Genomic DNA, 12,704 nt, shown 5'->3' on the forward strand with positions numbered 1-12,704 from the left:
GGCTACAGTCCGATCTGCCGCGCGAAGTCACGGACGAGGTCCGTGACACCCGCGAGCCGGCCGTCGTCCCGCAGGTGCAGGGTGGCGTCCACCGGCGTCCCGGGGCTCGTGATGCCGCTCGACGGCGACGCGGAGAGCTCGGGGCTCTCGACGTCGACCGTGGTCTTCGCCTGCCCCTGGTCGTTGGTCTCGACGCTGACGCTCTTCACGGTGCCCCGGATCGTCGTGTCGTTCGGGAGCACGAGGTCGACCGCGGCGCCGTTCCGGATCCGCCCGTAGTCCCGGGCCGTCACGATGAAGCTCGAGGTGACGAAGAGGCTGTCCTCCTTGTGGATCGTGCCGAGCTCGGAGCCGGCCTGCACGTACCCGCCGGTCTTCACGTCGACCTTGGCGACGGTGCCGGAGACCTCGGCCTTGAACGTGATGAAGCCGTCGGCGCCGATGTCGTACGCGCTCGTCTGCGTGTTCGCGCCCACGACGCCCTTCCGGATGTCCTGCGCGAGCTGGAGGCTCTGCACCTGCAGGAGCTGGTCGCCCTTCCGGACGGTGTCGCCCTCCTCGACGTACTCCTCGGTGACGGTCCCGCCGTAGTCGGTGCCGACGGCGTACTCCTGCGCGGCGATCGCCGCCGAGGTGCTCGCCACGGCGCTCTGCCGCTGGTTGAAGACGAGCGTGCACGCCGCCACGACGACGAGCACCACGATGAGTCCCGCGAACAGCCGGAGTCGGTTCGTCCAGGTCATGCCGTCACCCCGTCCAGCATCGCGGTCAGCCGGTCCGTCACGCGGTTCCGCGCCTGTTCGCGGAACGCGGCGATGATGAACGCGAGGAACACGAGGGTGTTCGTGGTGTTCCAGGCCGTCGCGAGCGTCAGCTGCCCGTTGTCGAGGTCACGCCAGACCGCCACGACGCTCGTCAACGCCAGGAACACGAACACGAGCACCTGCGGGACGATGAAGTTGAACGGGGAGGGCGTCCGACCACGGGAGGCGCCGGTGACGTGCCACGCCTGCTCCTTGCCGCAGACGACGTTCCAGAGCGCGCTCGCGTAGATCGGGAACGAGACCGCGGCGAGCAGGAGCGTCTCGTACCGGAACGACCCGAGGGCGTAGAACGCGAGGAGCACCTGCGCACCGTAGAAGCCGAGGTAGAACAGCACCCACTCGCCGGCCCCGATCGTCAGGTTCATCGGGCGCAGGTCGAAGTAGATCTCGAGCGGCGGCACGAGCAGGAGGAGCCCGGGGACGATGCCCGTCAGGTAGAAGCTCGCGGTGACGAGGTACTGCAGTCGCTGGTCCATCGTCAGCCGGTGCTTCGGGCGGAACGGGAAGTGCGTGAGCAGGATCTCGAAGCCGCCCGTGGCCCACCGGAGCTGCTGCTTCGTGAAGCCCTCGATGGTCTCCGGGGCGTCTCCGACGGCGAGGGTCATCGGGATGAAGACGGTCTTCCAGCCGCGCTCGTGGAGCATCAGGCTCGTCCAGACGTCCTCGGACTTCGAGTCGGTGTACATGCCGCCGATCTCGTCGATGGCCTCGCGGCGGAAGATGACGTTCGTCCCGACGCAGAACGCCGCGTTGAACCGGTTCCGGCCGGGCTGGATGAACCGGTAGAACACCGTCTGCATGTACCCGGCGCCCCGCGAGACGAGGTTGTGGAGGTTGCCGTACGACTGCGGGGTCTGCACGAAGGCGATCCCGTCGTCGGCGAAGAACGGCACGGTCTCGAACAGGAAGTCCGGCTTCGGCACGAAGTCCGCGTCGAAGACCGCGAAGTAATCGCCCTTGGCGAGCGTCAGCGCGTGGTTGATGTTGCCCGCCTTCGCGCCGTGCGAGGAGAGCCGACGGACGTACCGGGCGCCGAGCTCCTCGGCGAGCGCCCGCACCTCGTCGCTCCGCCCGTCGTCGAGCACCCACGTGCGGTGCTCGCCGCGCATGGCCACCGCGGCCTGCACCGTCGCGGCCACCTTGGTGAGCTCCTCGCCGTAGACGGTGATGAAGACGTCGACGTCCACCCGGCGTCCGCGCACGTGCATCGGCCAGCGGTGGGGCTGGTCGGCGGCGCCGCTGCGGGCGATGGTGTCGCGGTCGAACAGGGTGTCCTGGGTGTGGTGGAACGCGAAGTCCCGGGGATCGGAGCCGCCGGACAGGATCGTCCACATGGACAGGAGCGCCTGCCCCACGAGCACGCTCTCGGCGACGATCACGAGCCCGTACGGCAGGAAGTCGCCCCGGTTCGCCGGGTCGAGGAGGAACACCGCGTACGCCATCACGCCGAGCGTGGCGATGAGCACGATGAGGACCATCACGGGGCTGTGCGCCCGGCTCTCGGCACGTGGTCGGACGTAGGGCACCGGCTCGGTCTGCCGGCGGCGTCGGGCGCGCTCGCGGTCGCGCGGCGTGAGCGGTGCCGGGAGCTGGAAGTCGAAGGACTGCAGCTCGTCGGTCGCCGCTGGTGCTCGGAGTGGCGTCTGGGTACGACGGACGTCGGGTGGTGCGGACATGGCGTGGTCTCCTGTCGGGTTCGGAGAGGACTCACGCGGGGTCGAGCGCAGGCGCCGACGCATCGTGAGACGGGCGTCGGCGGCTGCGGCGACATGGATCCGGACCCTCGGGAGGTCCGGCCGGCGAGGGACTAGGGATCCTGCGCCGGCGGTGCTCACGACCGTGGGTGCGGTCGCGGTGTTCGGTGTGTCGTGTCGTGGTGCGGTCGTGCTGTCGACGGCCCGTCGCCGTCGGTCCTGCGATCGTAGGGCCGCGATCGGGCCGGTTGCGTGACGAACGTGTGAACACGGCCCCGGGGGCGGCGATCGTGCGGTTTCCCGCAAGCGGCCGCCCCCGACGCGACGTCAGGCCGCGGAGCGTCCCGCGGCGGGGCGTCGGCGCAGGGTGGCGTCGAGCACGGCCGGCGGCTGGTACTGCTGGTCGAGCCGTCCGACGTCGGTGCCCGGCGGGACGATCGCGTCGATGCGGTCGAGGACCTCGTCGGAGAGCACGACGTCGGCGCCGGCGAGCAGGTCGTCGAGCTGCTCCACCGAGCGCGGGCCGATCAGGGCACTCGTGACGCCGGGGTGCGCGATCGCGAAGGCCATCGCGAGGTGGGTCATCCGGATGCCGGTCTCCTCGGACAGTGCGACCACCTGTTCCACGGCGTCGATCCGTCGCTCGTCGCGGTTGTGCCGGAACATGGTCGCGCGGGCGAGGTCGGTGTCCTGCCCCTTCCGGAAGCGGCCGGTCAGCATGCCGCCGGCGAGGGGACTCCACACGAGGGACCCCATGCCGTACCGCTGGACGACCGGGAGGACCTCGCGCTCGATGCCGCGGTTGAGGATCGAGTACGTGGGCTGCTCCGTCCGGAAGCGCTCGAGCCCGCTGCGCTCCGACGTCCACTGCGCCTCGACCTGCATCGACGCGGGGAAGTCCGAGCTGCCGATCGCCCGGACCTTGCCACTGCGGATCAGGTCGGTCAGGGCGGACAGGGTCTCCTCGAGGTCGACCGTGTCGTCGGGTCGGTGCGCCTGGTACAGGTCGATGTGGTCGGTCCGGAGGCGCCGCAGCGACCCCTCGACGGCCTGCGTGATCCACCGCCGGGAGTTGCCGCGCCGGTTCGGGTCGTCGCCCATCGGGCCGTTGAACTTGGTGGCGATGACGACGTCGTCCCGGCGGCCGGCGAGCGCCTTGCCGAGCAGTTCCTCCGAGCCGCCCTGCGAGTAGCGGTCGGCGGTGTCGATGAAGTTGATGCCCGCGTCGAGTGCGCGGTGGACGATGCGGATCGAGTCCTGCTCGTCGCCGTTGCCGATGCTGCCGTCGGTGCCGAGCATCATGGCGCCGAGGGCGAAGGGGCTGACCTGGATGCCGGTGCGGCCGAGGGTGCGGTACTGCATGTGCGGTTCCTCCTGTCGATGGCGTTCCGGGTGTCGGTGCCGTATCGTGGCCCGAAGTGGAACGCTCTTCCGGAACTATACGGAACGGCTTTCCGTTTACGCAAGAGGAGGACTCCGTGCGCGCCGACGCCCGACGCAATGCCGACGCCCTGACCGACGCCGCCAAGGCCGTCTTCGCGACCGACGGGGTGGACGCCCCCGCGAAGCTGATCGCGGACCGGGCCGGGGTCGGCGTCGGCACCCTGTACCGGCGGTTCCCGCAGCGCTCGGACCTCGTCGTCGCGGTGTTCCAGCGGGCGGTCGAGTCGACGGCGGCCGCCGCGGACGAGCTCGCCGCCGCGCACGCCCCCGACGAGGCGCTCGCCCTGTGGCTGCAGCGGTTCACCGAGTTCGTCGCGACGAAGCGCGGGCTCGCCGCCGCCCTGCACTCGGGCGACCCGGCGTTCGAGGCGCTGCCGGACTACTTCCTCGCGCGGCTCGGTGGCGCCCTCGGTGGGCTCCTCGAGGCCGCGGCGGCCGCCGGGACGATCCGCCCCGACGTCGACGCGCAGCAGCTCCTGCACGCGGTGGCCGACCTGTGCCACGGGGCTCCGACGATCGAGCAGAGCCAGCTGCTCGTCGGGCTGCTCGTGGACGGGCTCCGCTACCGCGCGACGGCCTGACCGGCGGGGTGGAGCCGCTCGGCCGCGGTCGCCCGGACGGCCTCGGTCACGCGCTCGAGCAGCGGTGAGGCCAGGTTCCAGCGCTGCCACCAGAGCGACACGTCCGCCCGACGCCCGGGAGTGAGCTCGACGAGGTCGCCCCGGTCGAGGGCATCGAGGCACTGGGCCTCCGGCAGCATCCCCCAGCCGAAGCCGAGCGACACCGCACGGGCGAAGTCCGCCGAGGTCGGGACGAAGTGCCGCGGCCCGGACGGCGCGTGGCCGAGCACCCGCCGCAGGTACCCCTGCTGCAGGTCGTCGTCGCGGTCGTAGTCCACGAGGGGCACCCGGTCGAGGAGCCGTGTCATCCGCTGCTCGCTGTCGACACCCGGCAGGTACCGGGCGACGAACGACGGGGAGGCGACGGCCCGGTACCGGTCGATCCCCAGCGGCACCGAGGAGCACCCCTGCACCGGCTCGGCCTCGGCCGTGACCGCCGCCATCACGGTGCCCGCGCGGAGGAGTTCGGCGGTGCGGTCCTGGTCCTCGCGGTGGAGGTCGAACACGACCTCGGTGTCGGCGCGCACGAGGGCGAGCGCGTCGAGGAACCAGGTGCCCAGCGAGTCGGCGTTCACCGCGAGCGGGATCGACGGGACGACCGAGTCGCCGCCGCCGAGCGCCCGGGTGGTCTCCTCGTCGAGCAACCGGGCCTGCCGTGCGTGGCGGAGGACGACCTCGCCGTCGGGGGTCGGGCGGACCGGCGTCGTCCGCTGCAGGAGCACCCGGCCCACCTGCTGCTCCATCGACTTGATCCGCTGCGACACCGCCGACGGGGTGATCGACAGCGCTCGGGCCGCGGCGTCGAGCGTCCCGTGGTCGACCGCTGCGAGCAGGGTCTCGAGGTGTTCGCGCTGCAGTCGTGGCATGCAGCTGAGCTTACGCAGCATCAGGAACGTGAGCTGTTCTGCACGTGGCCGCGGCCGTACGGTCGGACCGTGACCACACTCCTCCCCCTGCTCGCCGGCCTCGGTACCGGGCTCGCGCTCATCGTGGCGATCGGTGTGCAGAACACGTACCTGCTCCGGCTCGCGGTGACCTCGTCGGTACGGGTCGTCGCAGCGGCGGTGGTGGTCTGCGCACTCTCGGACGCCGTGCTGATCCTCGCGGGGGTGCTCGGCGTCGGGGTCGTGGTGGAGCGGTTCCCGGTGGCGCTCGTGGTGATCCGCTTCGTCGGTGCGGCGTTCCTGGTGACCTACGGGGTGCTCGCGGCTCGTCGGGCGCTGTGGCCGTCCGGCGCGGCGATGCGGGTGGAGTCGGCGGCGACGGACGACGGCGTGCCGGTGGCGACCGCGGCGGTGGGACCGGCCACCTCGGCGACGGTGGGTGCGGGGCGGACGCGCACCGCGCCTCCAGGACCCCGACGAACCGACCGCGCCGTCACCATGCGGACGGCCGTCGTGACGATGCTGCTGTTCACGTGGGCCAACCCGCACGTCTACCTGGACACGCTCGTGTTCCTCGGGTCCGTCGCGAACCAGCAGGGGCCGGCGGAGCGGTGGTGGTGGACGGTGGGGGCGGTCCTCGCGAGTTGCCTGTGGTTCGGCGCGCTCGGGTTCGGCGGACGGCTGCTGCGACCGTTCTTCGCGAAGCCGCTGACGTGGCGCGTGTTCGACGGGCTCGTCGCGCTCGTCATGCTCGGGTTCGGCGCGGCGCTCGCACTGGGCGCCTGACGCGGCGCGCGGCGACTGGCCGCGCCCCCGCCCGCGTGGAACCACGTTTCCGACACCGAACCAGCCCCCGCGCGTGGTTCGGTGTCGGAAACGTGGTTCGACCCGCCCGCCAGCGCCCGCGCCAGCGCCAGCGCGCCCGCGCTACTGCAGCCCCTTGCCCACCCGGCTGTTGCGACGGCTGTACCCGAAGTAGATCGCGAACCCGACCACGAGCCAGATGACGAACCGGAGCCACGTCTCGACCTCGAGGTTCAACATCAACCAGAAGCACAGCACCGCCGAGACGATCGGCAGCACCGGCGACCACGGCACCCGGAAGGCACGCGGCGCGTCGGGACGCGAACGACGGAGCACGATGATCCCGATCGACACGAGCACGAACGCGGACAGGGTGCCGATGTTGATCATGCCCTCGAGCTTGTCGACCGCGGTGAAGCCGGCGAGCAGCGCGACGACGACACCCGCGACGACCTGCACGCGCACCGGCGTCTGCGTCTTCTCGTTCGTCTTCGAGAACCAGCGCGGCAGCAAGCCGTCACGGCTCATCGCGAAGACGATGCGGGACAGGCCGAGCAGCAGCACCATGACGACCGTGGTCAGACCGATCAGGGAGCCGATCGCGATGATGCCGGCGGCCCACGGCAGCCCGACGATGTCGAAGGCCGATGCCAGCGACGGCGTCTTCTCCTCGGCCAGGCGCTGGTACGACACCATGCCCGTGATGACGACGCTGACGCCGACGTAGAGCAGCGTCACGATGCCGAGGCCGATGAAGATGCCGCGCGGCAGGGTCTTCTGCGGGTTCTCGGTCTCCTCGGCGCTGGTCGCGACGACGTCGAAGCCGATGAACGCGAAGAACACGAGGGAGGCCGCGGCGAGCAGGCCGAAGACGCCGTACTGGGCGGGCTCCGAGCCGGTGAACCAGGACACGAGCGACTGGGTCCAGACGCTCCCCTCCGAGCCGCGGGCGGGCGACGCCGGCGGGATGAAGGGGGTGAAGTTCGCGGCCTTGACGAAGAACGCACCGGCGACGATGACGAACACGACGATGGCGACCTTGATGACCGTGATGACGGCCGAGACCCGCGACGACAGCCGGGTGCCGAACGCGAGCAGCACCGTGAAGATCCCGACGATCAGGACCGGGCCCCAGGTGAACGGGATCGGCCCGAGCTGGATCGTGCTCGGCAGGTCGACGCCGAACACCTCGAACGCGGTGCTGAGGTAGATGCCCCAGTACTTCGCGATGACGGCGCTGGCGGTGAGGGTCTCGAGGATGAGGTCCCACCCGACGATCCAGGCGAGCAGCTCGCCCATCGTGGCGTAGGTGAACGTGTACGCGGAGCCGGCGACGGGGATCGTCGAGGCGAACTCGGCGTAGCACATGATCGCGAGGCCGCAGGTGACGGCGGCGAGCAGGAACGAGATGATGACGCCTGGTCCGGCGAAGTTCGCGGCGGCGTTCGCACCGACCGAGAAGATGCCGGCGCCGACGGCGACCGCGATCCCCATCGCGGCGATGTCGAACGTCTTCAGGGAGCGTTTCAGGGACCGGCCCTGCTCCTCGGAGTCGGCCAGTGAGGCCTCGATCGACTTGATGCGGAGCTTCTGTGCCATGGGGTGGATCCCGTCATCGGCTGGCGGCGGACCCCGCGACATTACTGGTGTACCACCCCGACACGCAAACACCGCGGACGGGTGTGGCCCGGCAGCGCGGCCTGCGACGGCACGTGGTCCGGGGCCCGGGAGGCGCGGCTCGGCTCAGACCGACCGGCGCCAGTCCGACAGGAACCGCGCTCCGGCGTCGTCGTGGATCACGCCGTCGGGTGCCGTGAGCACCGGGTAGGGCGTCGCCGGGACCCCGTCGGACGGGCGGACGTCGACGTGCGCCACCTCGTGGCCGTTCGCGTGCAGCCAGTCCGCCATCGCGTAGTCGCTCCGGGAGTCGCCCATCGTCCGCCACGCCAGGGGCAGCCCGCCGTCCTGCGCGAGGAGCTCGAGCGACCGCTCGGCGCCCATGTCCTTGCCGCTGCGGTCGGACTCGACGTCGGTCGAGATGATCGTCGGGTCGATCCGCCACTGCACGGCACCGTCGGCGTCGGGGCGGACGTCGTCGAGCCGGCGGACCCCGAGTCCGCGGCGCTGGAGTGCGGCCATGGCCTTCGCGTCGAACTCCGGCTGGCGGGCGAGGTACGTGGCGTTCGGCACCTCGACGCGCTGCTCGATCGAGACCATCGCGCGCTTCGTCTCGTCGAAGAAGACCAGGTCGGCGTACTCGTCGCGGACGAGCTCGCGCATCTCGTCGGCGTAGTCCCGCGGCAGCGCCAGGTCCTCGGCGACGGTCAGCTCGCCCATGCCGCCCTCGTACTGCGGGCCGATCGAGCACCAGACGGCGCCCTTCTCGCACACGGCGTGCACGCGGCCGCCCGCGGCGAGACCGCCGGCGAGCAGGGGTCCGACGACCTCCTGCCGGATGAAGGCGTCGCTCCGCCCCGTGTTGAACACGACGGGGATGCCCTCGGCCGCGAGCGCGACGAGGTCCTCGACGATGCTCGGGATCGCGATGGTGCGCGAGACGGGGCTGGCGATGGGCCCGTCGACGTCGAGCAGGAGTCCGAGGCGAGGTGCGTTCACGACGACCATCCTTGCAGCCCCGGTGGTCAGCGCCGTGCGGCCGTCCGCGCGGTGAAGCGGTCGAGCAGCTGGCCGAGGGCCTCGGGCGCGGGCACGTGTCCCTGGCCCGGCACCTCGGCGTACTCCGACCCCGGGACGGCCTCGACGACCGCCCGGGCCGCCTGCCGCATCCACTCGAGGCCGTCACCACCGGCCGCGACGAGGACGGGCACGCCCACGGCTGCGGCCACCCGCTCGGGGATCGCGAGACCGTTGAGGACCCGGACGTCACGGCTCAGCACGTGCGCGTCGACGACGAGGGACCGCCACAGCGCACCCTTCAGCCGGAGCGCCGTGATCTGGCCCATGGGGACGCCGAGGACGTGCGCGAGGAACGCCCGGACGGCCTGGGCACGACGCCCGCCGATGACGTGCTCGTCGAGGACGTCCGCGAACACGACGTCGTCGGCGTGCGGGTCGACGGTGGCTCGGTAGGGCGGCTCCCAGAGCACGGCGGCGTCGAGTCGGACCCCGCCCGCGATCCCGTGCAGCACCACGCCCGCGCCCACGCAGAGGCCGACCGCCGTGACGGGACCCTCGACGTCGGCGACGACGGCCGCGAGGTCCTCGACCTCGCGCTCGATCGCCCACGGGTCGGTGTCGCCGCTCGCGCCGCGGCCGCGTCGGTCGTAGGTGATGACCCGGTAGCGGTCCTGCAGGGCCGCGGTCAGGCCGGTGACGAACGGGGTGCCGTGGTGGTCGAACGCCCCGCCGACGACGACGAGCGCGGGGCCGGTCCCGGCGTCGGACACGGCGAGCACCGTGCCGTCCGCGGAGACGACCGTGCGGTCGACGTGCTGGTCCATGGGGTCCTCGAAGGTGGGTCGACCGCGGTGCGCCGCTGGCGCGCGTGGGGTCCTTCGGGTCTGGTCCTTGGCGGGTCGGTTGTGTCGAGCATGGCAGGCCCGTGCCCCCGCGTCGACACCCGCAACCAGGGGGAGAACGCCGGTCCGGCCGCTCTCGACTCAGACGAGTGCCGTCGTGCCCACCGACTCCCGCTCGAGCAGGGACCGCTTCACGTCGAGCCCCCACGCGAAGCCGCCGAGCGTGCCGTCGGTCCGCAGCACGCGGTGGCACGGCACGAACAGCGCCGGGGCGTTCCGCGCACACACGCTCGCCGCGGCCCGGACGGCGTCGGGTCGCCCCATCGCGGCGGCGAACCCGGTGTAGGTCAACGTCCCGCCGGCGGGGATCAGTCGGAGCTGCCGCCAGCCCTCGGCGAAGAGCTCGGTGCCGAACTGGCGCACCGGCACCTGCATCGCGTGCTCGACCTCGCCCGCGTAGAACGCGTCGACGGCGTCCGCCGAGGCCACCCGGCCGTCGACGACGCGTTCCGGCCGGTGCCGGTCGGCGAGGCGCGCGAGGATGCGCTCCGCGTCGTCCGTCCAGCCCGAGGCGAGGACACGACCCTCGGTGTCCTCGAGCACGGTGAAGGGGCCGTCGGGGGTGTCCAGCGTCTGGATCGTCGCATCGGTCATCGTTCGTCCTTCCGGGCGGCCGGAGCCGCGGTCGTGTGGGTCGCACCGGTCGTCGCCGTCGCGCGGTCGATGATCGGTCGCCAGCAGTGCATCGTGAGGTAGCTCCGCCACGGCGCCACCTGCTCCGACCATAGGGAGAGCTCGCGCGCCGAACCGGGCAGACCGAGTTCCTGTGCACCGTTGCGCACCGCGAGGTCGCTGTGGAGGAAGACGTCCGGGTGGTGGCGGACGCGGAGCGCCACGTAGTCGGCGGTCCAAGGCCCGATGCCCTTCACCGCGAGGAGTCCGGCGCGCAGCTCGTCGAGCGACTGCCCGCCGTCGACCACGAGCGACCCGTCGGCGAGCGCGGCGGCCACTCGGAGGATCGTGTCGACGCGGGCAGCCGGGCCACGGAGCACCTCGTGCCCGCGGGCCGCGATGACGGCGGCGGACGGGAACAGCAGGCCGTCCGGCGCGATCGCGGGCGGCACGGGCGCACCGAGCGCCGCGACCAACCGCGTCTGCGCCGTCCGGGCCGCGGCGACGGACACCTGCTGGCCGATGAGGGTCCGGAAGACGATCTCGTGCGGGTCCACGGCGCCGGGCAGCCGGATGCCGGGGACCCGGGCGACGGCGTCGGCCAGCTCGGGCACCGCGCCGAGCACGGCGTCGACGGCTTCCGGATCGGCGTCGAGGTCGAAGTACGAGCGCACCCGCGCCACGAGCGTCGGGAGGTCGGAGAGGTCCGTGACCCGCACGCGCAGGTCGATCCCGGTCCCCCGCCCGGCCACCCCGGGGACGGCGGCCGAGGCGCTGAACCAGGCCGCGCCTCCTGGCAGGTCGAGCACCCGTCCGTACGACGTGACCCGCCCGGTGTCGTCGACCTCCACCTGCTCCGTGCCCGCCAGGGCGTGCAGCGCGTGCCAGTCGAGGAGCCCCTGCGCGTCGAACGGCGCGCGCGCCGGCAGGTGCACGTGCAGTGCTCCGTCCGCGACCGGTCGGAGCGTGCGGCGTGCGCGGAGCTCGGTCGGCGTGACCGCGAAGACCTCGCGCACGGTCTCGTTGAACTGGCGGACGCTCGCGAAGCCGGCGGCGAACGCGACGTCCGCGACGGGCAGGTCGGACGAGGTGAGCAGCGTCCGCGCGGTCTGCGCGCGGTGCGCCCGGCTGAGCGCCTTGGGCCCGGCACCGAGCTCGGCGGTCATGATGCGGTTGAGCTGCCGCTCGGAGTACCCGACGCGGGCGGCGAGGCCGGGCACGCCGTCGCGTTCGACGACGCCGTCGAGGACGAGGCGCATGGCGCGTCCGGCGACGTCCTCGCGGAGGTCCCACTCGGGGCTGCCCGGTGTGGCCTCGGGCAGGCAGCGCTTGCAGGCGCGGAAGCCGGCGAGGTGCGCGGCGGCGCTGGTGCGGTAGAAGGTGACGCCGGACTCCCGGGGCGTCCGGGCCGGGCACGACGGGCGGCAGTAGATGCCGGTGGAGTGCACGGCGGTGACGAACTGCCCGTCGAACCGGGCATCGCGGGAGGCGACGACCCGGTAGCGCTCGGCGTGCAGTGCCTCTGGTGCGGTGGACATGCCCACAGCCTGACACGGCTCACTGACATCGACTGGCGGAAATCAGACAGGGCAGCGGACGTCCGTCGGTGCGGGGACGGCGGCCTGGAGGCGCGGCTAGCGTGGGGTGCGTGACCGACGTGGACGACGTGGCCGGCTCCGGCGACCTGCCCTACCGGACCGACGTCGAGATCGCGCTGCTGCTGGTGTCCCGGCGGCACCGCTACGAGGGGCGACCGGCGGACGGGGCGCTGCCCGCCGTGGACGGCGAGCCGGACGACCTGCGCGAGCGCGTCGAGCTGCGCGCGGGACTCGGGATCGTCGGCGACCGGTACTTCGCGTCGCGGGCGCACGTGCACGCCTCGGTGACCGTGATCGGTCTCGAGGGGCTGGACGCCGTCGCCGCCGAACTCGGTGCGGCCGTTGACCCGGTCGCGACCCGGCGGAACGTGTTCCTCCGCGGGGTGGACGTCGAGGCGCTCCGGGGCCAGCCGTTCGCGCTCGACTCCGGGCAGGGGGTGGTCCGCTTCCGCGGGTACCGGCCGGCGAACCCGTGCGCCTGGATGGACCACGAGGTGGCCCCGGGGGCGTTCCGGGCGATGCGCGGGCGGGGCGGGGTGCGGTGCGACCCGGAGTCCGACGGCGTCCTCGCCCTCGGTCCCGCGGTGCTCCGCACGGCCCGCCCCGTCGCGCTCCCCTGACGCGCCGGCGCGCCCTGCGCGCCCGGCGCGCCGAGACTCGGGCCCGCGGACTCTTTCGCGCTGCCG

At 72.5% G+C, this 12,704-nt stretch carries 12 protein-coding genes; 3 read left to right on the forward strand and 9 right to left on the reverse strand.

What is annotated here, in order from left to right; genetic code table 11:
• Nucleotides 1–2: 2 nt before the first annotated feature.
• The 3 genes from QE359_RS02755 to QE359_RS02765 all read right to left on the reverse strand — a co-directional run bounded on the left by QE359_RS02755 (nt 3) and on the right by QE359_RS02765 (nt 3,880).
• Nucleotides 3–743: an HlyD family efflux transporter periplasmic adaptor subunit gene (locus QE359_RS02755; protein ID WP_092385340.1), complete on the reverse strand. Its 741-nt coding sequence runs from the start codon at nt 741–743 to the stop codon at nt 3–5.
• On the reverse strand, nt 740–2,500 hold the full coding sequence (locus tag QE359_RS02760) for a cellulose synthase catalytic subunit (protein ID WP_309777422.1): 1,761 nt from the start codon (nt 2,498–2,500) through the stop codon (nt 740–742). Before QE359_RS02760 ends, QE359_RS02755 begins: the two co-directional genes overlap by 4 nt.
• A gap of 345 nt (nt 2,501–2,845) precedes the next feature.
• The gene (locus QE359_RS02765; RefSeq protein WP_309777424.1) at nt 2,846–3,880 is read right to left on the reverse strand and encodes an aldo/keto reductase; all 1,035 of its coding nucleotides are present in this window, start codon (nt 3,878–3,880) and stop codon (nt 2,846–2,848) included.
• A 116-nt stretch (nt 3,881–3,996) separates the two neighbouring features.
• On the opposite strand from QE359_RS02765, the gene QE359_RS02770 reads away from it, so the two are divergent.
• Nucleotides 3,997–4,542, forward strand: coding sequence for a helix-turn-helix domain-containing protein (locus QE359_RS02770; RefSeq protein WP_309777425.1), 546 nt, complete (start codon nt 3,997–3,999; stop codon nt 4,540–4,542).
• Here the strand turns inward: QE359_RS02770 and QE359_RS02775 are convergent.
• Nucleotides 4,524–5,447 carry a LysR family transcriptional regulator ArgP gene (locus QE359_RS02775; protein ID WP_309777427.1) on the reverse strand — a complete coding sequence of 308 codons (924 nt, stop codon included), beginning with the start codon at nt 5,445–5,447 and terminating at the stop codon, nt 4,524–4,526. The two genes, QE359_RS02770 and QE359_RS02775, sit on opposite strands and share 19 nt — an antisense overlap.
• A gap of 69 nt (nt 5,448–5,516) precedes the next feature.
• Between QE359_RS02775 and QE359_RS02780 the strand changes: the two genes are divergently transcribed.
• A complete protein-coding gene (locus QE359_RS02780) occupies nt 5,517–6,251 on the forward strand; it encodes a LysE family transporter (protein ID WP_309777429.1) in 735 nt (244 codons plus the stop codon).
• Nucleotides 6,252–6,392: 141 nt separating this feature from the next.
• On the opposite strand, the gene QE359_RS02785 is transcribed toward QE359_RS02780, so the two are convergent.
• The 5 genes from QE359_RS02785 to QE359_RS02805 form a co-directional block, all read right to left on the reverse strand.
• Entirely contained in the window at nt 6,393–7,868 is a 1,476-nt protein-coding gene (locus QE359_RS02785) for an amino acid permease (protein ID WP_070417635.1), read from the reverse strand.
• A 144-nt stretch (nt 7,869–8,012) separates the two neighbouring features.
• Nucleotides 8,013–8,894: a hypothetical protein gene (locus QE359_RS02790; RefSeq protein ID WP_396127715.1), complete on the reverse strand. Its 882-nt coding sequence runs from the start codon at nt 8,892–8,894 to the stop codon at nt 8,013–8,015.
• Nucleotides 8,895–8,911: 17 nt separating this feature from the next.
• Nucleotides 8,912–9,730 (reverse strand): alpha/beta hydrolase, encoded by an 819-nt coding sequence (locus QE359_RS02795; RefSeq protein ID WP_309777432.1) that lies wholly within the window; start codon nt 9,728–9,730, stop codon nt 8,912–8,914.
• A gap of 159 nt (nt 9,731–9,889) precedes the next feature.
• Nucleotides 9,890–10,402 carry a methylated-DNA--[protein]-cysteine S-methyltransferase gene (locus QE359_RS02800; RefSeq protein ID WP_070417632.1) on the reverse strand — a complete coding sequence of 171 codons (513 nt, stop codon included), beginning with the start codon at nt 10,400–10,402 and terminating at the stop codon, nt 9,890–9,892.
• Nucleotides 10,399–11,958, reverse strand: coding sequence for an AlkA N-terminal domain-containing protein (locus tag QE359_RS02805; protein ID WP_309777435.1), 1,560 nt, complete (start codon nt 11,956–11,958; stop codon nt 10,399–10,401). The genes QE359_RS02800 and QE359_RS02805 overlap by 4 nt, the downstream gene beginning before the upstream one ends.
• Before the next feature lie 110 nt (nt 11,959–12,068).
• Here QE359_RS02805 and QE359_RS02810 point away from each other — a divergent pair, with 110 nt between their 5' ends.
• Nucleotides 12,069–12,638, forward strand: coding sequence for an MOSC domain-containing protein (locus QE359_RS02810; protein ID WP_309777436.1), 570 nt, complete (start codon nt 12,069–12,071; stop codon nt 12,636–12,638).
• The last annotated feature ends 66 nt before the right edge of the window (nt 12,639–12,704 follow it).

The organism is Curtobacterium sp. SORGH_AS_0776, from assembly GCF_031453355.1.
Lineage (GTDB): Bacteria > Actinomycetota > Actinomycetes > Actinomycetales > Microbacteriaceae > Curtobacterium.

Excerpts from the sequence above, each read along its gene's own strand:
- QE359_RS02790 (WP_396127715.1), bottom strand. The coding sequence starts at position 8,894 with ATGGTCGTCGTGAACGCACCTCGCCTCGGACTCCTGCTCGACGTCGAC.
- QE359_RS02775 (WP_309777427.1), bottom strand. The coding sequence starts at position 5,447 with ATGCCACGACTGCAGCGCGAACACCTCGAGACCCTGCTCGCAGCGGTC.
- QE359_RS02760 (WP_309777422.1), bottom strand. The coding sequence starts at position 2,500 with ATGTCCGCACCACCCGACGTCCGTCGTACCCAGACGCCACTCCGAGCA.
- QE359_RS02795 (WP_309777432.1), bottom strand. The coding sequence starts at position 9,730 with ATGGACCAGCACGTCGACCGCACGGTCGTCTCCGCGGACGGCACGGTG.
- QE359_RS02755 (WP_092385340.1), bottom strand. The coding sequence starts at position 743 with ATGACCTGGACGAACCGACTCCGGCTGTTCGCGGGACTCATCGTGGTG.
- QE359_RS02785 (WP_070417635.1), bottom strand. The coding sequence starts at position 7,868 with ATGGCACAGAAGCTCCGCATCAAGTCGATCGAGGCCTCACTGGCCGAC.
- QE359_RS02805 (WP_309777435.1), bottom strand. The coding sequence starts at position 11,958 with ATGTCCACCGCACCAGAGGCACTGCACGCCGAGCGCTACCGGGTCGTC.
- QE359_RS02765 (WP_309777424.1), bottom strand. The coding sequence starts at position 3,880 with ATGCAGTACCGCACCCTCGGCCGCACCGGCATCCAGGTCAGCCCCTTC.
- QE359_RS02800 (WP_070417632.1), bottom strand. The coding sequence starts at position 10,402 with ATGACCGATGCGACGATCCAGACGCTGGACACCCCCGACGGCCCCTTC.